This is a genomic window from Hydrogenophaga sp., from assembly GCF_048549895.1.
Lineage (GTDB): Bacteria > Pseudomonadota > Gammaproteobacteria > Burkholderiales > Burkholderiaceae_C > Hydrogenophaga.
Map to the genome: position 1 here is coordinate 1 of NZ_JBLYYB010000052.1, position 23,692 is coordinate 23,692.

Below are 23,692 nucleotides of genomic sequence, written 5' to 3' on the forward strand. Positions count from 1 at the left end.
TCCCTGCTGAAAGTTTCAGCAGGTCAGTGGAACACCCTGGTCAATTTTCAGTCGGCACTTCGACTTCTAGATGGTCAGTTTTCGGTCAGCGTCAACACTCGGTCGACATGCGGACATAGACTGCCGCTCGAAACGTGCCGTCACCGATCTCTGTTTCCTTCTTGACCATTCCTCAGCCCCCAATGCTCAGTTCTGGTGTTCACATGAGATCGTGTGGTGGGCAAGACAACCGTCCACCGCATGACACGATCCAGAGCATGCGCCAGCGCGCAAGGTATCAGTGCTCGCAGAAATAAGCGATCAAGTCCTCTCTTTGCAATCAGCAGATTCATGGATCTCCCTTACCCAGAATGGTCAGGCGAACCAGGATCACCTTGTCCGAATCTGCCTCCGCCCCTATGAGCTGAAGCCGGTAGATCCCGTCTTGAAGTGCGAACGCAACCGCTGACGCGTCACTCTTTGCAATACGTCGAGCAGCGTTGCGAACCTGCTGGTTTGAACGGTTTCCTTGCGTGTAGCCCGGGTTGGCGGCGCGGTATGAGCGCCAATAGTCCGGGTGCTTTCTTGCCCAGTCGGCTTGCGCCTCGGACTGATTTGCAGAGTAGTCGGGATCACTTCTGCGTTTGGCTTGTTGCCAGACCTGCTTGCGCGTCTGCTGACATTCAGCGAGTGGACAGTAGGTCTGCTTGGGAGTTTGAGCGCGGGGTGTGAATTTGCAGCCGCAGGCATTGCACCAACGATCGTCCATGGTCGCATCCGCTCAAGCGAGACGAACCAGGTTGCGCAGCTTTCATGACAAACGAGGGCGCCGTCCCTGCACCCATCTGTCACATCTTCGGGTCCCATCAATGCAGCGTCAGACTAAATGAGCAAGTCTTGGCTGCGGAGCGGATCATTGACCCAGAAGGTCAGGATCTGGAGATTCATGCTTTTGCTCACGGATGATTTGCAGGGCGATTTCAGTCGAAATGGTCTCTGCGGCTTTCTGCCACGACCATGTTGAGGGCATGGAGTCCACGTCCATTTCAGTCAATGCAAGAACCACCCGTTCTTCAAGCGTTTTGCGAACGGCCGTCAAGCGCTCCTGATCCAGTTTCAGTCCCTTGGCGATCCGGTGAGCCGTCACCAGGTCGAGCGCGAACCTCATCGATTTTCGCAACGCAACAGGGTCAATTTCACCGATCTTCATGAAGTGCGGGCCAGTAGTTGCGATCAGGCCTTGCCGGTGGTTTTGATATACCGGACTTTGTTGGGCTGCTTTTTCGGGGTCAGTTCGAACTGGTCCGGATGCTTGTTGAACAGCTTAGTGGTTGACGCGTTTTTGCCCAGCAGCTTGCTGTCGTGCAGCGTCTTGGCGGCATCACTCAAGTGCAACCACTGACCAGCTTTCAGATTGGGTACTGCAGCCAGGATGGCCGACACGCTCGTTTTATCGACCGTCGCCGCTGGCGCCTTTGTATCCACCTTCTTTTCTGCAGTCTTTTTGGTTGGAGACTTTTTCGCTGCTTCCTTCTTGACCGGGGTGGTTTTTGTGGTTGTGGTATCCCCCTCTTTGGTACGGCCAGACACTGAAGTCCCAGCGTCGTCCATCGTGAAGTCCGTGGAGACTGCCTTTTGATTGCCCACAAATAGGACCTTGTCGTAGGCATAGACCGCCTCGCTGGCCATCTTGCTGCGTTCCGATACGCAGACTACCTTGATTCCACGCTCGCGAAGCCGAACGACCAGGGGCACAAAGTCGGCATCGCCTGACCCAACGACGATCATGGAAGGCGCGGGCATCTGACAGGCGAATTCCATGGCGTCGGATGCCAAGGCGATGTCCGTGGTGTTTTTCGACAGCGAGAGATTGACGAAAGGACGGATGGCCCAAGTTCTCAGCGTTTCGGCCAAGCCCTTGAGATTTTCTGCGCTGCCATACGCGCGTCGGACTGCAATGGCGCCCTCGCTGGCCTCAAGGATTTCTAGCGCCTCATTCACCCATTCAGGTGAAGAAAGGTTGTCCGCGTCGACGAGAAAAACAATCATTCTGGTACTCCTCCCGTGTCCAACACTCTACACAGCCCACCAATGGTCATGGCCATGCAATTTCGATCGATGCTGGTCACTCTGATCGGCATCTCTTGGACAGCGGGATAGGCTGCATGGCTCGGCCTGGCCGCTCACGCCGCCCCAACGCAACGACCCTGAGGTCTATGAATTGCGTGGGAAGTCGGGCTCAACGCCCTTCCGCTATTGCCAGGTCAACAATGCGCCTGCCAGGTGCGCCCCGCTCCAGGGCAATGCGTGGCGTCAGACCGTCAAGTGCCTCATGCGGTGTTTCCAAGAAGGACAAAATTGGCCACCCATCGGTAGTGCCCAGGGCTTCAGACAGTGCCCGAATCACGGGGAATACGTAGGGCTCAAATTGCCACTTGGGCATCTTGAAGCCCCGACGCAAATGCGTCACTCCAATACAACGGCCACTCTTGATCCAAGCGTTGATCGTGACGCGGGTCGTTCCGCTCAGTTCGGCAGCTTCATCGGTCGAAATCATGTCCGAAGCGTTGATGCGTTGACGCCTGTACTCGACACCACTGCGCAGCAATACAGAGGTCTGCGCCTCACTGGCGTAGACCTCTAACGTACTTGAGCGAAGTGGGTTGAGAGAGTCAACAGGAAAAGCAGAAGCTATTTTGTTCACTGCGATCAGGTCTTGAGCACCCGTGCACGGTGTGTTGCGCATGTCGGGCTTGCTGCTGTCGAGAAGCCGTCGCTGCCTGCACTGGCCTTGCAGCGAGATCAAACAGAGGGGAAGTTCAAGCCCAATCGCGTGTTTGACCGCATGAGTGCCGACCTTTCATGGCTTGATTGCGCGCCAAAAACCGAACAATCATCCACTGCAGGTGCGCTGGATTCTCGGGCTCTCCTACTGCAGCCTATGAGCATGATTTTCGTTTGCTTGGGTTTTTTCGTCAATCTCGTAAAGTTAATAAATGTCAGCGCTTTTCCGCACACATCATCGACATGTACGGGACTAAACCCTTCGTCCTCAGAGGTGTCTGAATCCTCGCGACATGGCGCGGTTCAACTGTGATTCCGATACGAAAACCATGAGGGCGAAGCATGACGTCGCTGATTCGAGATGGGTGAACTGACTGCTCCGCACACGGCTCTTCGCTGTGTAGCGCCAATCAAAAGAGCGACAACTGCGGGAGCTGCCCGAATTGGCCCGACACGGAGCCCAGGATCGAGGGAGCAATGGATCGATCCTCCGGGCATGTTGCCTTGGTCGTGGCTTCAGATAGCAGCAGCTTGGCCTTGGCAGGCCGCAGGTAGCTGCCTGTTGCTACAGCTGCAGTGCAAACGTCCTGCGTGCCACTTCAAGCTCTGGCATCAATTTGTTCACGACATCGTCGCGAGACATGCGTGAAGTAGCTACCGACAGGCTCATTGCTCCCAATAGCTCGCCCTTACGATTGCGCACCGGTACGGCTATTGAGCGCAGTCCGATCTCCAGTTCTTCGTCGCTTATCGAGTAGCCGCACTCTCGCGCCGCCTGCACCTCGTTCATCAGTGCAGACACGTCGGTCTTGGTTTTTGGCGTAATTGCTTGTCGGCTCATACGCTGCAGGCGGAATTCGACCTCCTCATCCGGCATCCCCGCGAGAAGTACGCGACCGGTGGCCGAACAGTACGCGGGCAATCGCGCCCCGATGCCGAGTCCGAAGGACAAGCTGCGTCGCTGAGTTGAGCGCGCCACGAAAACGACAAAGTGCGAGTCAAGCACCGCGAGAGATGCGGACTCGCGCGTGCGCTCACTGGTGATTTCCAGGATCGGCTGCGCGACCTTTGTCAGCGGCGTGGAATTCACGTACGCGTGTACCAGCCGCAAGGTACGAGGCTCAAGCGAAAAATGTCGGCCCGAAGCGCGTGCATACCCCAGCTTGACGAGGGTGAGCAGGGCGCGGCGGGTCGAGGCCTTGCTGTGTCCTGTGATTTCGGCAGCTTCGGTCAAGGTCAGAGGCGAATTGCTGACGCCGAACGCCTCGATGAGCAGCAGGCCTTTCTCCAGCCCCATGACGTATTCCTTGTCCACCACGGCACGTGCATCGTCATCCATTTGTGGCCTCATTCAAAGTTAGATAAGTTCGGTATTCGAACATTTTGCCGGATTTTGTTGACCCTCATCAATCCGAAAAATACAGTAGAGGTTCACTAAACGGTCAAAAGTTCGATATGCGAATTCTCAAAGACCAATCAGGTACCCAGACATGAGCGCCTCCGCAACAGCCTCCGCCACCACTACCCCGCTGACTTTCTGGCCAACCGGGAAATTCACCCGCATCCCATACCGTCTGTACCAGGAGCCGGCAGTGCTCGAAGCCGAGCAGCAGCGCGTATTTGAAGGCGCGACCTGGAACTACCTCTGTCTTGAGGCCGAACTGCCTGAACCCGGCGACTACCGCACCACCTTCCTCGGCCGCATGCCGGTGGTGGTGGCTCGCGACAGCGACGGTGAGGTCTACGCGTTCGAGAATCGCTGTTCGCACCGCGGCGCGCTGATCGTGCTCGACGACGGCGGCACCGCGCGCGACTTCCAGTGCGTGTACCACGCGTGGCGTTACGACCGCCAGGGCAACCTCAAGGGCATCGCGTTCCAGAACGGCGTGAACGGCGAAGGCGGCATGGACCCGGCCTTCTGCATGAAGAGCCACGGCCCGCGCAAGCTGCGCACCAGCGTGTTCTGCGGCCTGGTGTTCGGCAGCCTGAGCGACGATGTGCCCGACCTAGAGGACTACCTCGGCCCCGAAATCGCGCGCGGCATCTCCCGCGTGCTGCACAAACCGGTGCAGATCCTGGGCCGCTTCAAGCAGACTCTGCCTAACAACTGGAAGCTCTACGTGGAGAACGTGCGCGACACCTATCACGCCAGCCTGCTGCACGTGTTCTTCACCACCTTCCGCCTCAACCGCCTTTCGCAGAAGGGCGGCGTGGTGGTCAGCGAAGACGGCGGCAACCACATCAGTTTCTCGGCTATCGATCCGGCGGCCGAAAAGAGCGAGGACTACCAGGCCGAGGAACTGCGCTCGGAGAAGGACGACTTCAAGCTTGAGGACCCCACATTGCTGAAAGGCCAGGACGAATTCGGCGACGGCGTGACGCTGCAGATACTCTCGGTGTTCCCGGGTTTCGTACTGGCGCAGATCCAGAACACCTTGGCGGTGCGCCAGGTACTGCCCGAAGGCGTCGAGTCCACGGCGCTGAACTGGGTCTACCTCGGTTTCAAGGACGACACACCCGAGCTGCGCACCATGCGCCACAAGCAATCCAACCTGATCGGTCCAGCCGGTTTCGTCTCAATGGAAGACGGTGCGGTAGGTGGCTTCGTGCAGCGCGGCATAGCCAGCGCCGGTGGCCATGCAGCGATCGTCGAGATGGGTGGCGACAGCGTGCGCTCGCAAGGCAGCCGCACCACGGAAGCGTCCGTGCGCGGCTTCTGGAAAGCCTACCGCCTGCACATGGGAGCGGGTGCATGAGCGCGGTGATCGACACCGCGAGCGCGTTGGCGCTCAATGCTTATTGCGCGCGCTGCATCGACAACGACGAGCTCGAGGCCTGGACCCAGCTCTTCACCGAGCAGTGCGAGTACCGCGTGACCACCGCCGATAACCACGCGCAGGGCATGGAAGCCAGCCTCATCTACGCCGACTCGCGCGCGATGCTCAACGACCGCGTGCTCTCGCTGCGAACGGCAAACGTGTATGAGAAGCAGCGCTACCGGCACCTGGTGGGCCTGCCTGTGCTGCTCGGCGAAACGCAGCGCGGCCAGCATAGCGAAACACCCTTCCTGGTGGTGCGCGTCATGCGCGGCGGCGAGACCATGATCTTCGCCACCGGGCGCTACCTCGATGAACTGGTGATCGATGGCACCGACACGCTGCGACTGGCCAGTCGCGTCGTGGTCTGTGACAGCCACAACACCGACACGCTGCTGGCCATTCCACTGTGAGCACGCCGTGAGCACCACATACCTCATCCATATCGCCGGACTTGGCAACGCTGTGCCCTGCACCGAGGGCCAGACCGTGCTCGACGCGGTACGACGCGCGGGCTACGAGATGCCGTTCTCGTGCAACTCGGGCGTGTGCGCAAGCTGCAAGGGCCGCGTGGTCTCGGGTCGGGTGAGCCCCGGCGCGGCCGGCTACCACACTCTCACCGCCGACGAGATCTTGCAAGGGCAGGTGCTGTTCTGTCAGGCCAGGCCACTCACCGATATCTCGATCGAACCGCGCCAGATCGAGAAGACCGATCCGAACGCGCGCCGCCAGCTCGACGCCAGGGTCATGCGCATTGACTTTCTGGCCGGCGACGTGGCACGTCTCAAGCTGCGTTTTCCCGCAGGCGAGAAAGTTAAATTCAAGGCAGGTCAATACCTGCAGGTCCTGTTGCCAGATGGCCAGCGCCGCAGTTTCTCCATGGCCAATCCACCACACCAGAACGACGGAGCCGAACTGCACATCCGCCTGCTCGAGGGAGGTGCGTTTTCACAAAGGCTCGCGCAGGACCTCAGCGTCGGCGACACACTTCCGGTGGAGTTGCCGCACGGCGACTTCCACCTGCGCGAGAACAGCGACGCTCCCATCGTCATGCTGGCCAGTGGCACCGGTTTTGCACCGATCAAGTCCATGGTGGAAGACGGCCTGCGCCAGGGCCAGCAGCGCGAGATCGCGTTGTACTGGGGCGCGCGCACCGAGAAAGACCTGTACCTGCTCGACCTAGCGCGCGGTTGGGCCCGACAGGCCGGCCTGCGCTTCGTGCCCGTGCTTTCCGAACCCGATACCGGCTGGACCGGCCGCACCGGCTTCGTGCACCAAGCCGTGCTGCAAGACCACGACAGCCTCGCCGGCCACCAGGTGTATGCATGCGGTGCGCCCGCCATGGTGAGCGCGGCGCGAAGCGAATTCATCGCCACACGGGGCCTACCGCACGACGCGTTCTTCTGCGACTCGTTCGTGATTGCCCAACCCCGCACACCCGCGCTGGCCGATTGAAGCGCACCCGAAGAGGAGCTCACAGATGATCCACCCCAACCCCTACACCGACGTTCCCACCAGCGACTTCGATCCCTACACCACCGAGGTACTGGCCAACCCCTACCCGCACTACGAACAATTGCGCGAGCTTGGCACCTGGGCCTGGCTGGAACGTTACGGTGTGCTTGCGGTCGCGCGCCACGACGAGGTGCAGCGCATCCTGTCGCAGCCAGATGTGTTTTGCTCCAGCGCTGGCGTGGGCCTGGCCAACTTCCACACTGAAGCGCCGTGGCGCAAACCCAGCATCATTCTGGAAGCCGACCCACCCCACCACAGCCGCACGCGCAAGGTGGTAGCGCGCGTGCTCTCGCCAGTGTCCATCGGCCGCTTGCGCGCCACCTTCGAAGACGTGGCGGCGCGCATGGTCGACAGTCTGGTGGAGCGCGGTTCGTTCGACGCCGCCAAAGACCTCTGCGAAGCCTTCCCCATCAAGGCCTTCGGTGACGCCGTGGGCCTGCCCGCCGAGGGGCGCGAGCACCTGCTTCCGTATGGCGACATGGTGTTCAACGGTTTCGGCCCGATCAACGAGCGCTTCCAGGCTCGCATGGACAGCTCTGGCGAGGCGGTGAACTGGATCGCCCGGGTGTGCCAGCGCGACGCGCTCACCAAGGATGGCCTGGGTGCACAGCTCTTCGCCGCCGCCGACGCGGGCGAGATCGGCCACGACGAAGCTGGCATGCTGGTGCGCACCCTGCTCTCCGCCGGGCTGGACACCACCGTGTTCACGCTGTGCAACGCCATCACCTGCTTCGCGCGCCACCCCGAACAATGGGCGCTGCTTCGCGAAGACCCTTCGCTGGCCCGCCAAGCGCTCGAGGAGGTGCTGCGCTTCGACAGCACCTTCCATTCGTTCTATCGCACCAGCACGCAGGACGTGGAACTCGGCGGCATCACCGTGAAAGCCGGCCAGAAGATCGTCGTATTCATTGCCTCGGCCAACCGCGACCCGCGTCGCTGGCCCAACGCCGACCGCTTCGACATCACACGCCGCGCCACCGGCCACATGGCCTTCGGCACCGGCATCCACGGCTGCGCGGGCCAGATGATGGCGCGCCTCGAGGGCGAGATCGTGCTCACCGCGCTGGCGCGCCGAGTGGCTTCGTTCCGTCTTGACGGCGAGCCGGTCCAGCATTTCAACAACACCGTGCGCGGGCTGAAGCACATGCCGGTTACGGTCGAGCCGCTGCTGGCGACCGTTGACTAACTATTCCACAGAAACCACGAAAGAGGCCCACGATGCCCCAGATTGTTTACGTGCAACCCGACGGCTCGCGCGAATCCGTCCCCGCCAGCGCCGGTGCCACGGTGATGGCGACGGCCGTCACCCACGGCATCGCCGGCATCGTCGCCGAATGCGGTGGTTCGGCCATGTGCGCCACCTGCCATGTGTACGTGGACCCGGCCTCGGTCGGCTTCCTGCCGTCCACCAGCGAAGTCGAGAACGAAATGCTCGCCAGCGCCGCGAGCGAACGCCAGGAACACAGCCGTCTCGGTTGCCAGCTCGTGCTCGCCGCCGGCGTTGACGAGCTGATCGTGCACATCCCGGAGCGCCAGGTCTGATGGTCCACGGCGTCGTCATCGTCGGCACCGGGCAGGGCGGTTTTCAGCTTGCGGCGTCGCTGCGCGAGTCGGGCTTTGCGGCGCCCATCACCCTGGTGGGCGACGAGCCAGGCCTGCCTTACCAGCGCCCGCCACTGTCCAAAGGTTTCCTGCAGGCCAAGGTGGACGAGACCGGCCTGCTGCTGCGCCCGCCCGCGTTCTACGAGCGCATCGGCGCACGCGTGCTCGGCGGTACGCGGGTGCAAGGTATCGACCGTGTGGCGCGTCTGGTGCGGCTCTCCAACGGCGAGGCGCTGCCCTACGACCACCTGGTGCTCGCCACCGGCGCGGCCGCACGCCCGCTGGCCGTGCCAGGCGCCGACCTGCAAGGCGTCTTCGTGCTGCGCGGACTCGTGGATGCACAGCGCATCCGCGCGGGGCTGGCCCAGGCGCAAGCGGTGGCCGTGGTCGGCGCCGGCTTCATCGGTCTGGAACTCGCGGCCGTAGCGCGCGGCATGGGCCTGCCAATGCACGTCGCCGAGACCGCCGCGAGGCCCCTGGCGCGCGCTCTCTCGGTGCCGATGGCGCTGCACCTGCAGGCGTTCCACGAAGCGCAGGGCACGCGGTTTCATCTGTCGGCGCAGCTCGCTGCCATTGAAGGCGCACACGGCCACGCCACCAGCCTGCGCCTGCGGGATGGCAGCCAAATCGCGGCCGACCTGGTGGTGGTCGCGGTCGGCGTGAGCCCCAACGACCAGCTGGCGCGCGGTGCTGGCCTGGCGGTCGGCAACGGCATTGAGGTAGACGAGCTGCTGCTCACCAGCGACCCGGCCATTTCCGCACTCGGCGATTGCGCGAGTTTTCCATTTGTTTTCAGCGGTGGTGCCCGTGTGCGCATCGAGTCGGTGCAGAACGCAGTCGACCAAGCGCGCTGCATCTCCGCGCGCCTGTGCGGCCAAGCAGCGCCATACGCCAAAGTGCCCTGGTTCTGGAGCGAGCAAGGTCTTTGCCGGCTGCAGATGGCGGGCCTGGCCGAGCCGGGTGACCGCAGCGACATCGAGGGAGACCCGGCCACTGGCCGCTTCTCGGTGCTGCGCTACCGCGGCGACCAGCTGAGCGCCGTCGAATCCCTAAACGACCCCGCCGCGCACATGCGCGCACGCAAAGCCCTCGCGCTCGCGCCCGCACCGGCCTAAGGCCATAGCCCTATTCAACACCTACCCCTTCCCACAGAAAGAGACAATACATGAAAGCAGCATCCCGGGTCATCGCGGTCACTGGCGGCGCCAGCGGCATCGGTTTCGCCTTCTCTGAAGCGCTCGCGCGCGCCGGCCACCAAGTCGTCATCGCCGACCTTCGCGGCGCCGCAGAAGCGGCCGAGCGCCTCAAGGCCCAGGGCTTGAAGGCGATAGGCACGCAGACCGATGTGGTCAATCCTGCCGACGTGGCAGGGATGGTCGAACAGGCCGTGAAAGCGTTCGACCGGCTTGACGTGCTGGTGAACAACGCCGGCCTGTTCACCACGCTGACGCTCAAACCGTTCGACCAGATCAGCGACGCCGAGTGGATGCGTGTGATGGAAGTCAACACCCTCGGGCCCTTTGTGTGCGCAAAGGCGGTCGTGCCCGCGATGCGCAAGAACGGCTTTGGCCGCATCGTGAACATCGCGTCCACCACGCCGATCAAGGGCACGCCCAACATGTTGCACTACGTGGCCAGCAAGGGCGCGGTGATCGCATTCACCCGCTCACTGGCACGCGAACTCGGCAAGGACAACATCACCGTCAACGCCATCGCACCAGGCTTCACGCTGAGTGACGGCGTGCTCGAAAACGACATGCACAGCAAGATGGGCGACGTGGTGCGCAAAACCAGCCGCTCGCTGCAGCGCGACCAGGTGCCCGAGGATCTGGTCGGAGCGCTGCTGTTCCTCGCGAGCGACGGCGCGGGGTTCATCACCGGCCAGACCATCGCCGTCGATGGTGGCTCGGTGTTCATCTGATCGGCAGGCCCGCCATGACCGACAGCGCCTACGGCAAGCCGTACCTTTACATCGATGGTGAATTCATCGAGGGCGGTGACCGCCCCCACCAGGACATCGTCAACCCCGCCAACAGCGAGGTGATCGGCTCGTTGCCGCATGCACGCCGCGATGACCTGGACCGCGCGCTGAACGCAGCGCAACGTGCCTTCGAGAGCTGGCGCAAGAGTTCGCCGATGCAACGCTCGAAGGTGCTGCGCCGCGTGGCCGAGCTCACGCGCGAACGCGCACCCCAGATCGCACGTCAGATCACACTCGACCAGGGCAAGCCGCTGAGCGAGGCGCTGCTGGAAGTAACCACCTGCGCCGAACACGCGGAGTGGCACGCTGAGGAATGCCGCCGTATCTATGGCCGCGTGATTCCCGCGCGCCTGCCGCATGTGCGCCAGCTGGTGCTGCGCGAGCCCGTCGGGGTATGCGTGGCCTTCACGCCCTGGAACTTTCCGTTCAACCAGGCCATCCGCAAGATGGTGGCGGCGATTGGCGCGGGTTGCACGCTGGTACTGAAGGGACCGGAAGATTCGCCGGGCGCGGTGATCGCGCTCGCGCGCTTGTTCCACGACGCGGGTCTGCCCCCGGGCGTGCTCAACGTGGTTTGGGGCGTGCCGGCCGAGGTGTCGGACCACCTGATCCGCTCGCCGATCTCGCGCAAGGTGTCGTTCACCGGCTCGGTGCCGGTGGGCAAGCAGTTGGCGTCGCTCGCCGGCCTGCACATGAAGCGCATCAGCATGGAACTGGGCGGGCACTCGCCGGTGGTGGTATTCGACGACGCCGACGTGGACGACGCGGCCCATCTGCTGGCGCGTTTCAAGGCGCGCAACGCGGGTCAGCTGTGCATTGCGCCCAGCCGTTTCTTCGTGCAGGAGAAGGTGTACGACCGCTTCCTCGACACCTTCACGAAAGCCTACGGTGGCTTGAAGGTAGGAGACGGCATGGACAAGGACACGCAGATGGGCCCCCTGGCGCACCTGCGCCGGGTCGATGCCATGGAAGGCTTCGTGGCCGATGCGCTGGAGCGTGGCGCGAAGCTGGCCAGCGGCGGCACGCGGCTCGCCGGCCCGGGCTACTTCTACCCGCCCACCATCCTCACCGACATTCCCGACGACGCGCGCCTGATGCTCGAAGAACCCTTCGGCCCGGTCGCACCGATCACGCGCTTCCAAGACACCGACGAGGTGTTGAAGCGCGCCAACGCCCTGCCCTTTGGCCTCACCGGTTTCGTGTTCACCGGCTCCATCAAAACCTCGGAGCGCATGGTCAACGGCCTTGAGGTGGGCATGGTCAACGTGAACCATTTCGGCATCACGTTGGCAGAAACACCATTCGGTGGCGTGAAGGACAGCGGGATGGGCAGCGAAGGCGGCAGTGAAACCTTCGACAGCTACCTCGTCACCAAGTTCGTTTCGCAGGCGAGCCCTGCTTGATTACCGTCATTACAAGAAGCTAGCACCGACCAGGGGGCCGGAACGCCTTTCCCATCAATCCAGGAGACAAACCCATGATGCAACGCAGAACACTCATCAAATCGGCGGCGGCAGCCGTTTCCCTTGGAGCACCCTCCCTGGGGGCCTTCGCCCAGCAAGTGGTCACCCTGAAGTTCCATACCTTCATGGCCCCGACTTCCAATGTGTATCTCAACGCACACAAGGCCTGGATGACCAAGGTCGAGAAAGACTCGGGCGGTCGCATCAAGTTTGAAGGTTACCCGGCCATGCAGCTGGGCGGCTCGCCTGGGCAGCTTTACGACCAAGCGCGCGACGGAGTGGTCGACATCGTCTGGACGTTGGCCGGCAACACGCCCGGCCGCTTCCCGCGCACCGAGGTGTTCGAACTACCGTTCATGACGGTGGACGCCATTGGCGCCTCCCGCGCGGCCTGGGAGTACCTGCAGACCCATGCGGCAGACGAGTTCAAGGATGTGCAACCGCTGGCCTTCCACACCCATGGCCCGGGCGTACTGCACTCAAAAACAAAACCCATCATCAGCGCTGCCGACCTGCGCGGCATGAAGGTGCGAGGTCCGACCCGGCAAGCCACCAAGCTGCTCAACGCTGCCGGGGCTTCCGCCGTGGGCATGCCGCTGCCACAGATTCCAGATGCGCTGTCCAAGGGCGTGATCGAGGGTGCGGCCTTGCCTTGGGAGGTGATTCCCTCGGTGAAGGTGCACGAGCTCGTGCAGCACCACAGCGAATTCGCGCCTGGCAAGCCAGCGCTCTACAACACCGCCTTCGTGATGGTGATGAACAAAAGCAAGTACGCCTCGCTGCCACCCGATATCAGGAAGGTGATCGATGACAACTCGGGCATGGAGACCTCGGCCTGGTTCGGCAAGGTGCAGCAGGACCACGATCCCATCAGCCGCAAGATGGCCACCGATCGAGGCAACAAGGTGCACGTTTTCAACGAGGCTCAAACCAACGAGTTTGTACAACTCACTGGAGCCATCGCCAGCGAATGGGTCCAGGAGATGAACAGGCGGGGACAGGACGGCGAGAAGCTCCTGGCGGGTGCAAAGGCGCTCATTGCCAAACACAGGCCCAAGACCGCATGAGCAGCAGTGCGCGGCTTGCCATTTCGATTGGCGACCCGAATGGCATCGGACCTGAGATCGCGCTCAAGGCGATAGCTGCAATGCCCTCGTCCGAGCATGACCGCTTTGTGCTGTTCGGTCCGGATTCGGTGCTACGCCGCTGCGCCGAGCAGCTGAACCTGAGCTGGGTGCTAGAGGGTGTTCGCTGCCACGAAGCAGGCGCCATTGATCCGGCTGCAGCCATTCCGGGTCGGATTGACGCAGCGGCTGGCGCTTCAGCAGTGGCAAGTGCCACCGCGGCCATTCAGGCGGCACAGGCGGGCGTTTGCGACGCTGTCATTGCCTGCCCGCACCATGAGACAGCGATCGCGAAGGCAGGCATCACATTCAGCGGATACCCTTCTCTGGTCGCGCGTGTGTGCGGTCAGCCTGCTGAATCTGTTTTCTTGATGCTGGTGGGCGGAGGCTTGCGTATTGTGCATGTCACTCTGCACGAGAGTGTTCGAACTGCTCTTGATCGCCTCAGCACCGACTTGATTGTGCATGCCACACACGCAGGCATCCTTGCCTGTCGGCAATTGGGCCTGGCGACACCTCGTGTAGGCATGTTCGGCATCAATCCACACGCATCAGAGGGCCAATTGTTTGGCTTGGATGACTCGCTGATGGTGCAGCCTGCGGTGGCGCAGTTGCGTGCGGAAGGCCACGACGTAAGCGAGCCGACGGGCGCAGACACACTACTGGCCTACAGGCAGCACGACCTCTATGTAGCCATGTTCCATGACCAGGGGCATATTCCAATCAAGCTGCTCGCACCCAACGCCGCAAGCGCGCTCAGCGTAGGAGGAGACGTGGTGCTTTCCAGTGTGGGCCACGGAAGTGCCATGGACATTGCCGGCAAAGGCATCGCCAGTCCCGAGGCATTGCTCCGAACCATTGGCCTGCTGAGTTCCGTCCCAAGCGTGTAACGCCTCAAATCGTACTGGTTTTTTGTTGCCGTTTGGATTCCTAGACGAAGACTGCTTCCTCTACCTTCAAGCTTTGGCGGCGTTCGTCGATACAAGCCGCTGTCCAAGAGCTTGTGAAAGGGCGGTCGCCTCAACCATCAACATTGCCGCAAAAGTCTGAACGCGCTGACCATCTACGCGAACTCCTGGTCCAAATACAGCTAGAGAGCCCGCGACTTTGCCACCGCCCATGAAGAAGGGCACGGCAACGGCGACTGCTCCTTTGATCAGTTCGTCGCGACTGACTTCATACCCTTGCTCCCGAATCCTCTTCAGACGATCGAGGTACTCCACCACATCCGTCGGAGTTGCCTTGTCGCGATTGATGTATGTTTCTGGTGAGGGAATATGAGCAAGGATCACGCGACCGCTGGCGCCCAACGTTACGTCCTCGCGGTACCCCACGCCGCGTTTGAAGCTCAAGGGTTGTCCGCTGGCTAGTTCGGCAACACAAATTCGACTGTTGCCCTGATGCACCAAGAGAGAGACGGTCTCTCCTGTCTGATCCCAGAGTCTGCGCATCATCGGCTGGGCAATCGTTGCGATGTCCAGACTGGCGCTCCAAACATGAGCCAGATGAGCCACTGACGGGCCAAGTTCGAACCTCTGCGGATCTCCAGACGACACGATGAATCCGCTGTTCTCCAGCGTGTGCAGGAGTCGGTAGAGCGTGGGGCGGCTGAGACCCACGCGTTTGGTCAGTTCCCCGGCGGTGAGTCGATGGTCGTCTGCGGTAAAGGCCATCAAGATTTGCAGTGCCCTGTCCACTGCTCGGACACCTTCACCCGGTTTTTCTGGAGGTTCCACTTCCGTTCGCCCGTTCATTGCTGTTGGCGGATGTTACGCGTCCAACTGTCCGCCTGTCGGACTGATCTCTCAACTCTTGACGGAAATCAATGCTGTCCATACCATGGACTACATGTCCACTAGATGGACATAAGCAAGCATCAAGAGACTTTGGAGATTCACGTGAACAAAGAAATGTCGGAAACGCTTACCCGGGTCGGACCTGAGACCCGCATGGGCAATCTGTTGCGGCGGTACTGGGTCCCGGCGCTGATGTCGAGCGAAATCGCGGAGCCGGATGGCCCCCAGGTGCGGGTACAGCTGTTGGGCGAAAAGTTGCTGGCTTTTCGAAACTCGGATGGCCAGGCAAGCCTGATCAGTGAGTTCTGTTCACATCGCGGGGTGTCGCTGTTCTTCGGACGCAATGAGGAAAATGGCATCCGCTGCGCGTACCACGGTCTCAAGTTCAACAGCGCAGGCCAATGTGTCGATGTTCCCTCTGCACCGCAAGCTTGTGCGCGCATGCATATCAAGGGGTACCCCTGCATCGAGCGCGGAGGAATCGTCTGGGCCTACATGGGCCCCGCCGATCAGCAGCCAGAACTGCCGGAACTGGAGTGGTGCACCCTACCACCCGAGCACGTCTATGTATCGAAACGGCTGCAGTACTCAAGCTACCTGCAGGCCATGGAGGGTGGGATCGATACCGCCCACGTCTCATATGTTCACCGCTACGAGGTTGACTCGGACCCGATGCACAAAGGCGTGAAGGCGCTCGACTACATCAAAGCCGATGGCAATGTGGTGTTCGAGATCGAGAAAACACCCTTTGGCTTGAGCCTGTTTGGCCGCCGCAATGGAGAACCTGACTCCTACTATTGGCGCGTCACCCAATGGTTGTTCCCTTGGTTCACGCTGATTGCACCATTCGGTGACCACGCCTTGGGCGGTCACATCTGGGTACCGATCGACGATCACAGCTGCTGGGCCTGGAGCATCAACTGGCAACCCAATCGACCATTGAGCCAGGAAGAGCTGGATGCAATGAAGGCCGGCATGGGTATCCACGTCGAGTACGAGGCTCCCGGCAGTTTCGTCCCTGCGGCCAATCGGGAGAACGGGTACCAGATGGACCGTGTGGCCCAAAAAGAGCACCGAGCCTACAGCGGAGTTTTTGGCTTCTCTGCACAGGACTACTCCCTGCAAGAAAGCATGGGCTCTATCCAGAACCACGAAGCTGAGCGACTACTGCCCACAGACAAGGCCATCGTGATGGCGCGTCGCATGTTGCACGAGGCTGCCTTGGGACTGGAAGAGGGGCTTATGCCGCCAGCGCTGGATTCAAGTCAACAACGTGTGCGTCCGGCAGGTGTGTTGCTGCCCAAAGAACAGAGCCCAGTTGAGTGGGCCAGGGAGCACCTCGCCGACAGCACAGAGAAGCCTGTCTTCAGCCTCTGAAATCGTTCGCTTTTCCACCCACAAAGAAGGAGACAACATGACTGCATCCAAAACACTCATCGCCAGCGCCGTGCTCATGGCATTTGCGGCGTCCCCCGCATGGTCACAAGCTACAGCCGATTGGCGTCCTACCAAGACGGTCCGAATCGTGGTGCCCATCGTCGGCAGCACGAACGACGTGTTGGCCCGGCTTCTGGCGCCCAAGCTTCAGGAAGCGTTCGGGCAACCCTTTGTGGTCGAGAACAAAGGCGGAGCGGGCGGGAACATCGGTGCGCTGGACGTGGTGAAGTCCGCGCCGGATGGGCATACCCTCCTGGTTGGGTACAACGGCCCGTTGGCGATCAACGTGACCCTGTTCGACAACATGCCCTACGACCCCGTGAAGGACCTCGCGCCCATCACCCTGGCGGTGAAGTCCCCCCAATACTTGGTGGTGAATCCCGCCACAGGGATCACCAGTGTTCAGGACTTCATCGCCAAAGCCAAGGCCAATCCGACCAAGTATTCCTATGGGTCGGTGTCACTGGGCAGTGCATCGCATTTGACGATGGAAATGATGAAGTCGGAAGCGGGCTTCCGGATGACGCACATCCCCTACCGCGGTGCCGGGCCGGCCGTGGCTGACCTGCTGGCCGGGAATGTTCAAGCAGGCTTCTTTGTACCGGGCAACGTACAAGGGTTCGTCAAGGAAGGGAAGTTGAAGTTACTGGCCACCTCGGGCACGAAGCGCTTCGAAAGTACACCGGACATTCCCACGCTCAGTGAATCGGGATTGAAGGACTTCGAGGCGACATCCTGGATCGGCTTTCTTGCCCCGGCAGGCACGCCACCCAACATCATTGCCCGATACAACCAAGAGATGGTGAGAATCATCAACTCTCCGGAAATCAAAGCTCGTCTGAAAGACATGGAGTTTGAAATCGTCGCCAGCTCACCGCAGGAGTTCAGCAACTGGATTTCGACGGAGATCGTGCGCTGGGGCAAGGTCATCAAGGACACTGGCGCGAAGGTGAACTGATTGACCACCAACAGTTACCGGTTGGCGAACAAGGTCGCGCTGATTACAGGCGCGGGCGCCGGCATCGGCGCCGCCGTTTCCGCCTTGTTCGCTCGCGAAGGCGCTGCCATCTTGATGGTGGATGCCGATGCGCAGGCACTCGCGAGAACGAAGGCCGCCATTCTGAATGCTCAGCCTGATGCGAGGGTGTTCGGCATGCACGCTGATGTGACCAATGAGGAGGCGGCGATGGCCAGCGCCAGGCACTGTGTCGACGCGTGGGGTTCGTTGGATGTTCTTGTCAACAACGCAGCGATGCGAAACTATTCGGCAGCGGCCGATGCAACACCCGGTGAATGGCAAGCGATGGTGGGCGTCAACCTGGTCGGAATGTCCAATTACTGCAAAGCTGCCCTACCGGCGTTGCGCGCTTCGGGCGCGGGAAGCATTGTCAATGTGTCGTCTTGTTATGCGGTCACAGGACGCCGGGGAATGGGCCTCTACGATGCAACCAAAGCCGCCCAACTCGCATACACACGCACGCTCGCCTTTGAAGAGGCGCCACATTCGGTAAGGGCGAATGCCGTCTGTCCAGGATCCACGCTGACCGATTTTCACGTGGGCCGCGCGCAGGATGCTGGAAAGAACGTGGAACAACTCAAGACTGAACGCAAGGACACGTCCTTGATTGGGAGGTGGGCTGACCCCATCGAAATTGCACGGCCCATCCTCTGGCTGGCTTCGAGTGAAGCCTCCTTCATCACCGGCACAACGTTGATGGTGGACGGCGGTCTCCACATCATGTAATCCCCGCTGTCACTCATCTGTGTCCAGGTTGAATTCGTTTTTCCATGTCTACATCCACGCTTTCTGCACGAGTGCACACCCTGCGCTATGAGGCCCCGGATACCGTCAGCGTTGAACTGAAACCAGCGGAAGATGGCGTGCAGTTTCCACCGCATGAGCCAGGCTCACACATTGATCTCCACCTGGGCAATGGTCTCGTGCGGAACTATTCTGTGCTCAACCCGTGCTCAGATTCGGGCCGCTATGTTGTGGGCGTATTGAAGGATCGAAAAAGCCGCGGTGGTTCCAAGTTTGTGCATGAGAACCTCCGCGTTGGTCAAGTGCTCAAGATCTCCGAGCCACGCAACAATTTTGCTCTGGACGAAGCCGCGCTGCATTCGGTGTTTCTGGCAGGAGGGATTGGCATCACCCCCATGCTGTGCATGCTGGACCGACTGCTCGAATTGGGGCGAACAGCTGACTTGATCTATTGCACCAGGTCGCGACAGGACGCAGCGTTCCTGGAGGACTTGAACTTCCTGAGCGCGCGTGGATTGAAAGTTTTGTACCACTTCGACAACGAAGAGGGCGGACCACCCGATTTGCACGCGTTGTTGTCGCCCTATTCCCCTGCGACGCACTTTTATGCGTGTGGGCCAGCACCGATGCTTGATGCGTTTCAAAGGGAGTGTTCAAATTTGAACCTGCATCAAGTACATCTTGAAAGATTTGCTGCGCCTCAAGTCCCGCTGCCGGCTGCATCCGAGTTCACGGTGGAGTTGCGGCGCAGTTCGAAAGTCATCCAGGTCAGTGCCGGAAAGTCGATCTTGGATGCCATGTTGGACAACGGTTTGTTGCCGGACCACAGTTGTCGCGAAGGACTTTGTGGTGCGTGCGAGACCAAAGTGTTGGACGGTCAAGTAGATCACCGGGACAGCATCCTCACCGCCGAAGAGCGTAGGGCAAATAAGTCGATGATGATCTGTGTGTCGCGGTCCAGCTCTCAGTGCCTTGTTCTGGATGCGTAACTTTTAAGAGAGCGTCGGTTGCGTGTTTCAGTCGCTGTTGGACACTCAGTTCGGTTTCGCTTGGACAGCGGGAACGGTAGGATCGGGACACCCGGATCGGCTCTCTTGGACACACGAAATTTGCTTCCAGTAGGCATCGATTCTGCAGCACCCCGTTGCCATGTAGGTTGGCCGGGCGGGTGCGTGGCCGGCTAGACTTCAGCGATACGCCGCCACAAGCGGACATCGAGATGACCCCACGGTTTCGCATTGACCTCAACGAGTTGGTCGAACACGACTTGGTCCTTTTGTCGTAGGCTGACGTTCGTCTTGATGAGACCGGCACATCCGCCCCGAGGGTGACGAGCAGGCCCTGCTCTGAACTCGCGCAGAATGCTGAGCAAAGTCAGTTTGCATGGATTGACTCTCGCATTCTGCCGTCCCGATGACGGCGCGATTCATCACTGGGTGTTCGGCGGTTCCCATGATGGTCAATGCCTTTGCCCGTTTCAACTCCAAGGAGGCTGTATGTCTGGGGGCAACTGGAAAGAGATGTATGCCGCGGCCGAAAGCGGCGATCTCCCGCTGGTCGAGTACTACGTGAAACTGGGTGCCGACATCGACTACGCCCATCCCGAATTTTTGTCGACGCCGCTGGTAGCCGCCATCCTGGCCAAGCAGGAAGAGGTCGCCCTCTATTTGCTTGATGCAGGAGCCAACCCCTGTCTGCACTCCGAGTTCGATGCCATGACGCCTGTTCAGGCAGCCCGACATGTTGGCCTGTCACAGGTTGAGGCGAAGTTGGTTGAACTCGGGGCCCCTGCGCTACCGCCTGAAGAGGTGGAAAAGAGCTGGCTGGCCAGAATGTTTGATCGTCTTGCGGCGTGATTCCGGTGGGCCAAATCCCCACGCGACATCACGTGACCGAGCTTGCAGTTCGGCTTTAAATTTCCGAGGCTCGCCTCGGTAGGTCGGGTTTCCCCTGAATGCTCGGGGCCCTGGAGGCGAGTAGCTTGCGACTGTATGCACCAAAACGAGTTCGATCCACTTGAGCTGCGCCACTCGATGCGGTTTGCGCTGGACCTTGTGGCGGCCCACCGAATAGCCAAGGGCTTGACGATTGATCTGGAGCGCATGACCGCCATTCGTGAGACGTTGGAAGAACGGCTGACGCTTGCATTGGCAGAAGTCGACAAGGGCTCGATGCCGTCAACTTGGTCGTGGTCAAAGGCAGCCGAAACGCTTTCGGTCGAAATCGCTCTACAGATCATTCGTGAGCAGAAGAACGAGCCTCAGGACCCAGCGTATCGAGCCGGCTGAGAGCAGCGACTATCTCAGCCCAGTCTTGAACCGCCCTACAGGAAATCGAGGGCTCCTTATAGAAACAGCCGTCACGAAGGCCGATGAATATTGGATGCCAACTGCTGAACTGTGCGGCTGTTGGTAGGCAGTTCGTTCAACCCTGGCGGACTTTCGGTATCAGCAGGGGGTCGGGCCGTTCTGGCTCAGGAGCCAGCCCGAAAGTCGAGTCCCCCAGACGTTGCCAATCCTCGACCATCATGCGCAGTTGCCACTCCTCTGGGTAGTGGCGTAAAACGCCCCGAGTCCGGACGCGGAGATCGGCGGGTACATCTTGGCGTTTTTCCAAGTCCTGCAGCAATTCACTCGCCAAGCGCAGGGCACGGGTGCGTTCGTCTGGTGTAGTCATGAGCATCCATTCTGAATATCGAGATAGGGTAGATGCAACGGTGCCAGCTTTCAAGTGCGTCAGAGCACCGAAAAATTCATGAGTTCATGTGTCAGAGCCGTCGCGATGGTCCTACCTCCTCAAACCCAACGGTCACAAATTGAGGAAGTACAATGAGGGCCCGTAAGAGGTGCTTTGTTGCTTGTCGATGACGTTGGTTTGCAGGTGATGCCCCGAGAGTTTGTTCGGTGTCATTCGTCAGCGACGAAGTCGGCTGTGTAAGTTGTTGTGCTGGTTGAAGATTTCGAGTTTCGCTTTGTGTGATGACGATTGCGCCCGACCAAAAACGGCGTAGGTCAACGTGTCTACACAATGAGATTGTCGAGCTCATAACCCAGGTCGCAAGTTCAAATCTTGCCCGCGCAACCAACCAGAACAAGCACTTGCTTGGCAGTGAAGCCCTCGGAAACGAGGGCTTTTTTGTTTTGTGTGACCCGTCCTGCCACATGGCGCGGGTGTCGGACCAGCATTCGGTGAATGCCGATGAGCGGGGTCTCTTGCAGGAACGGCCTCCTACAATGTGCGCATGGCGTTCTACCCAACCATCGTTGTCCACACAGCAGCCTGCATGCCCCTCGCAGCCTGCGATGCTGTGGTCGACCGCAAGCTGATGGGTTCGGCGGGACTGCGCCAGCCGGCCGCACATTCTTGAGCCCGGCGATACCCCTTCCTCCTTTTGCGCAAACCAACCATCGCCGGGCCCCCGCCCAGCGCGACAGCGGGCGCCGCCTTTTTCCGGCGGGCCTGCACCAGTTGGAGTGCAACATGCACAGATACCTTGCGGGTGAGCGGCTGCTCACCGAAATCGATTTCGCACGCCTGAACAAGCTGTGCGGCACACGCTTTCCGCCCGAGCTGACCGATGCGCTCGAGTCACTGGACCTCGTCCCCTCGCGCGAGATTCCGTCAGACGTCGTCACGATGTATTCGCAAGTCATCGTGGAAGACCTGGAGTCCCGAAAGCGGCAAAAGCTCACACTGTGCTCCCCCGCCGACGCCGAGCCGCACCTGGGCTTCATCTCGGTGCTCTCCCCCGTGGGGGCGAGCCTGCTGGGGCAACGTGTGGGCGCTATCGCCCGCTGGCGTGCGCCCAGCGGGGATGTGTGCTCGGTTGAAATCGTCACGTTGTTGTTCCAGCCCGAAGCCAGCGGCGACTTCACCACCTAGCCGCCGCAGCGCCATCGATCCGGCCCCGCAAGCCAGGCGCTGCGGGGCCGGATCACGTTCGTCCACGAAATCCCATCATTCCCCGATCCCACCGTCTGACCGGGGCAGCGGGCATGCCGATGGTCGCAACGCAGCCGACGGCGGTTTCATATCGGCGCGACCTTCCCGGGTGGAGGAAGACAACCTGTGCCCGCCGGTGGTACGCGCTGCCTTGCGGCAGCGTGACGGGGCGGGTGCATCTGTCCTTTGGCCGGCACGAGGCTGGTTGATGATTGATCGGTGATTGGTTGGGGTTTCCACTAGTTGGTATATCAACTAGTTTTTCTATGATGCGAGCAGCTTCGCCGTCCAGAGCGCAAGCACCATCCCAGGAGACAACCATGCGTTTTCAATGGAAGCTGGTCGGCACGCTCGCTGCCGCGTTCGCCATGGGCAGCGTCGCTGCCCAGACCGTCAAGGTCGGCATCATTGCCCCGTTCTCGGGTCCCTTCGCCCACTACGGCGCGCTGTTCAAGGCAGGGGCAGAAGGCTATGTGGCGCAGCAGGGCGGCAAGCTCGCCGGCAAGGAGGTCGAGTTCATCTACCGCGATGAGGGCGGCCCCAACCCGGCCAACACGCGCACGCTGGCGCAGGAGCTGGTGATCAAGGACAAGGTCGACTACCTGGGTGGCGTGGTGTTCTCGCCCAACGCCTTCGCGGTGGCGCCGGTGATCCAGGAATCGAAGACACCGTTCGTGGTGTTCAACGCCGCCACCTCCGACATCACGACCAAGAGCGACTACTACGTGCGCACCAGCTACACGCTGTGGCAAGTCACGGTGCCGTTGGCCCAGCACGCGGCCAAAAAGGGCATCAAGAAGGTCGTCACGGCCGTCACCGACTACGCGCCGGGCTTGGACGCCGAAAACGCCTTCAAGGCCGAATTCGCAAAGCAAGGCGGCGAGGTGGTGGAGAGCATCCGCATGCCGATCCGCACCACCGATTTCGCACCGTTTGCCCAGCGCATCAAGGCCAGTGGTGCACAAGCCGTCTACGTGTTCTTGCCCGGTGGTCCGCCCAACCTGGGCTTTGTGAAGGCCTACAACGAAAACGGCCTGAAGGCCGCCGGTGTCGAGTTCCTGGGCACGGCGGAAACCGATGAGTTCGATCTGCAGAAATTCGGCGACTCGGCCCTGGGCCTGACCACCGCCTTCCACTACAGCGCGGCGCACGATTCGGCCGCCAACAAGACGTTTGCCGCGGCCGTGGCGAAGGTCAACAAGGACGCGGTGCTCAACTACGCCACCGTGGGCGCCTGGGACGGCATGGCCGTGATCCACAAGATGATCGAAGCCACCGGTGGCCAGCGCGACGGTGACAAGGCCATGGCCGCGATCAAGGGCCACAAATGGGAGAGCCCGCGCGGGCCGGTGAGCATCGACCCCAACACACGCCACATCACGCAGAACGTGTACCTGCGCACGGTGGAAAAAGGCGCAGGCGGCCTGATGATCAACAAGGAGGTCCAGAGCTTCGGGCCGCAGGTCGACCACGGCCTGGTCAAGTAAACGC

25 protein-coding genes are annotated in these 23,692 nt (G+C 60.9%); 18 read left to right on the forward strand and 7 right to left on the reverse strand.

Features of this window, described 5'->3' with window-relative positions:
• Positions 1 to 328: 328 nt before the first annotated feature.
• The 5 genes from ACN4F8_RS05115 to ACN4F8_RS05135 all read right to left on the reverse strand — a co-directional run bounded on the left by ACN4F8_RS05115 (position 329) and on the right by ACN4F8_RS05135 (position 4,102).
• The gene (locus tag ACN4F8_RS05115) at positions 329 to 748 is read right to left on the reverse strand and encodes a hypothetical protein (protein ID WP_419472552.1); all 420 of its coding nucleotides are present in this window, start codon (positions 746 to 748) and stop codon (positions 329 to 331) included.
• Between the two features lie 144 nt (positions 749 to 892).
• Positions 893 to 1,189, reverse strand: a complete 297-nt coding sequence (locus ACN4F8_RS05120; protein WP_419472553.1) for a hypothetical protein — start codon at positions 1,187 to 1,189, stop codon at positions 893 to 895.
• A 23-nt stretch (positions 1,190 to 1,212) separates the two neighbouring features.
• Complete coding sequence (locus tag ACN4F8_RS05125) at positions 1,213 to 2,028, reverse strand: NYN domain-containing protein (protein ID WP_419472554.1); 816 nt, start codon at positions 2,026 to 2,028, stop codon at positions 1,213 to 1,215.
• 190 nt (positions 2,029 to 2,218) lie between these two features.
• Entirely contained in the window at positions 2,219 to 2,725 is a 507-nt protein-coding gene (locus ACN4F8_RS05130; RefSeq protein WP_419472555.1) for a hypothetical protein, read from the reverse strand.
• A gap of 603 nt (positions 2,726 to 3,328) precedes the next feature.
• A complete protein-coding gene (locus ACN4F8_RS05135; RefSeq protein ID WP_419472556.1) occupies positions 3,329 to 4,102 on the reverse strand; it encodes an IclR family transcriptional regulator domain-containing protein in 774 nt (257 codons plus the stop codon).
• Positions 4,103 to 4,253: 151 nt separating this feature from the next.
• Between ACN4F8_RS05135 and ACN4F8_RS05140 the strand changes: the two genes are divergently transcribed.
• From ACN4F8_RS05140 to ACN4F8_RS05185, 10 genes are all read left to right on the forward strand, one after another.
• Positions 4,254 to 5,519: an aromatic ring-hydroxylating dioxygenase subunit alpha gene (locus ACN4F8_RS05140; RefSeq protein WP_419472557.1), complete on the forward strand. Its 1,266-nt coding sequence runs from the start codon at positions 4,254 to 4,256 to the stop codon at positions 5,517 to 5,519.
• Positions 5,516 to 5,992, forward strand: coding sequence for an aromatic-ring-hydroxylating dioxygenase subunit beta (locus ACN4F8_RS05145; protein WP_419472558.1), 477 nt, complete (start codon positions 5,516 to 5,518; stop codon positions 5,990 to 5,992). Before ACN4F8_RS05140 ends, ACN4F8_RS05145 begins: the two co-directional genes overlap by 4 nt.
• 7 nt (positions 5,993 to 5,999) lie before the next feature.
• Positions 6,000 to 7,034, forward strand: a complete 1,035-nt coding sequence (locus tag ACN4F8_RS05150; protein ID WP_419472559.1) for a 2Fe-2S iron-sulfur cluster-binding protein — start codon at positions 6,000 to 6,002, stop codon at positions 7,032 to 7,034.
• A 25-nt stretch (positions 7,035 to 7,059) separates the two neighbouring features.
• Complete coding sequence (locus ACN4F8_RS05155) at positions 7,060 to 8,280, forward strand: cytochrome P450 (RefSeq protein WP_419472560.1); 1,221 nt, start codon at positions 7,060 to 7,062, stop codon at positions 8,278 to 8,280.
• 32 nt (positions 8,281 to 8,312) lie between these two features.
• Complete coding sequence (locus tag ACN4F8_RS05160) at positions 8,313 to 8,636, forward strand: 2Fe-2S iron-sulfur cluster-binding protein (protein ID WP_419472561.1); 324 nt, start codon at positions 8,313 to 8,315, stop codon at positions 8,634 to 8,636.
• Positions 8,636 to 9,811: an NAD(P)/FAD-dependent oxidoreductase gene (locus tag ACN4F8_RS05165; RefSeq protein ID WP_419472562.1), complete on the forward strand. Its 1,176-nt coding sequence runs from the start codon at positions 8,636 to 8,638 to the stop codon at positions 9,809 to 9,811. Before ACN4F8_RS05160 ends, ACN4F8_RS05165 begins: the two co-directional genes overlap by 1 nt.
• Before the next feature lie 50 nt (positions 9,812 to 9,861).
• Positions 9,862 to 10,617, forward strand: a complete 756-nt coding sequence (locus ACN4F8_RS05170; RefSeq protein ID WP_419472563.1) for an SDR family NAD(P)-dependent oxidoreductase — start codon at positions 9,862 to 9,864, stop codon at positions 10,615 to 10,617.
• A gap of 14 nt (positions 10,618 to 10,631) precedes the next feature.
• The gene (locus ACN4F8_RS05175) at positions 10,632 to 12,080 is read left to right on the forward strand and encodes an NAD-dependent succinate-semialdehyde dehydrogenase (RefSeq protein ID WP_419472564.1); all 1,449 of its coding nucleotides are present in this window, start codon (positions 10,632 to 10,634) and stop codon (positions 12,078 to 12,080) included.
• A 185-nt stretch (positions 12,081 to 12,265) separates the two neighbouring features.
• Positions 12,266 to 13,207, forward strand: coding sequence for a TRAP transporter substrate-binding protein (locus ACN4F8_RS05180; RefSeq protein WP_419472565.1), 942 nt, complete (start codon positions 12,266 to 12,268; stop codon positions 13,205 to 13,207).
• On the forward strand, positions 13,204 to 14,154 hold the full coding sequence (locus ACN4F8_RS05185) for a PdxA family dehydrogenase (RefSeq protein WP_419472566.1): 951 nt from the start codon (positions 13,204 to 13,206) through the stop codon (positions 14,152 to 14,154). Before ACN4F8_RS05180 ends, ACN4F8_RS05185 begins: the two co-directional genes overlap by 4 nt.
• A 66-nt stretch (positions 14,155 to 14,220) precedes the next feature.
• Here ACN4F8_RS05185 and ACN4F8_RS05190 read toward each other — a convergent pair whose 3' ends face one another.
• Positions 14,221 to 15,018: an IclR family transcriptional regulator gene (locus ACN4F8_RS05190; protein ID WP_419472567.1), complete on the reverse strand. Its 798-nt coding sequence runs from the start codon at positions 15,016 to 15,018 to the stop codon at positions 14,221 to 14,223.
• A gap of 144 nt (positions 15,019 to 15,162) precedes the next feature.
• On the opposite strand from ACN4F8_RS05190, the gene ACN4F8_RS05195 reads away from it, so the two are divergent.
• The 6 genes from ACN4F8_RS05195 to ACN4F8_RS05220 all read left to right on the forward strand — a co-directional run bounded on the left by ACN4F8_RS05195 (position 15,163) and on the right by ACN4F8_RS05220 (position 20,547).
• The gene (locus ACN4F8_RS05195) at positions 15,163 to 16,437 is read left to right on the forward strand and encodes a Rieske 2Fe-2S domain-containing protein (RefSeq protein WP_419472568.1); all 1,275 of its coding nucleotides are present in this window, start codon (positions 15,163 to 15,165) and stop codon (positions 16,435 to 16,437) included.
• A gap of 37 nt (positions 16,438 to 16,474) precedes the next feature.
• Complete coding sequence (locus tag ACN4F8_RS05200; RefSeq protein ID WP_419472569.1) at positions 16,475 to 17,455, forward strand: Bug family tripartite tricarboxylate transporter substrate binding protein; 981 nt, start codon at positions 16,475 to 16,477, stop codon at positions 17,453 to 17,455.
• Complete coding sequence (locus ACN4F8_RS05205; RefSeq protein WP_419472570.1) at positions 17,456 to 18,241, forward strand: SDR family NAD(P)-dependent oxidoreductase; 786 nt, start codon at positions 17,456 to 17,458, stop codon at positions 18,239 to 18,241. It abuts the gene before it with no gap.
• A 44-nt stretch (positions 18,242 to 18,285) separates the two neighbouring features.
• Positions 18,286 to 19,248, forward strand: a complete 963-nt coding sequence (locus ACN4F8_RS05210) for a PDR/VanB family oxidoreductase (RefSeq protein ID WP_419472571.1) — start codon at positions 18,286 to 18,288, stop codon at positions 19,246 to 19,248.
• Positions 19,249 to 19,620: 372 nt separating this feature from the next.
• Complete coding sequence (locus tag ACN4F8_RS05215; protein ID WP_419472572.1) at positions 19,621 to 20,115, forward strand: ankyrin repeat domain-containing protein; 495 nt, start codon at positions 19,621 to 19,623, stop codon at positions 20,113 to 20,115.
• A 135-nt stretch (positions 20,116 to 20,250) separates the two neighbouring features.
• Positions 20,251 to 20,547, forward strand: a complete 297-nt coding sequence (locus ACN4F8_RS05220) for a hypothetical protein (protein ID WP_304781547.1) — start codon at positions 20,251 to 20,253, stop codon at positions 20,545 to 20,547.
• A gap of 136 nt (positions 20,548 to 20,683) precedes the next feature.
• On the opposite strand, the gene ACN4F8_RS05225 is transcribed toward ACN4F8_RS05220, so the two are convergent.
• Complete coding sequence (locus ACN4F8_RS05225) at positions 20,684 to 20,941, reverse strand: BPSL0761 family protein (protein WP_419472600.1); 258 nt, start codon at positions 20,939 to 20,941, stop codon at positions 20,684 to 20,686.
• Positions 20,942 to 21,739: 798 nt separating this feature from the next.
• Between ACN4F8_RS05225 and ACN4F8_RS05230 the strand changes: the two genes are divergently transcribed.
• Both ACN4F8_RS05230 and ACN4F8_RS05235 read left to right on the forward strand, forming a co-directional pair.
• On the forward strand, positions 21,740 to 22,141 hold the full coding sequence (locus ACN4F8_RS05230; RefSeq protein WP_419472573.1) for a GreA/GreB family elongation factor: 402 nt from the start codon (positions 21,740 to 21,742) through the stop codon (positions 22,139 to 22,141).
• A gap of 380 nt (positions 22,142 to 22,521) precedes the next feature.
• Positions 22,522 to 23,688, forward strand: a complete 1,167-nt coding sequence (locus tag ACN4F8_RS05235; RefSeq protein ID WP_419472574.1) for an ABC transporter substrate-binding protein — start codon at positions 22,522 to 22,524, stop codon at positions 23,686 to 23,688.
• Positions 23,689 to 23,692 lie beyond the last annotated feature (4 nt).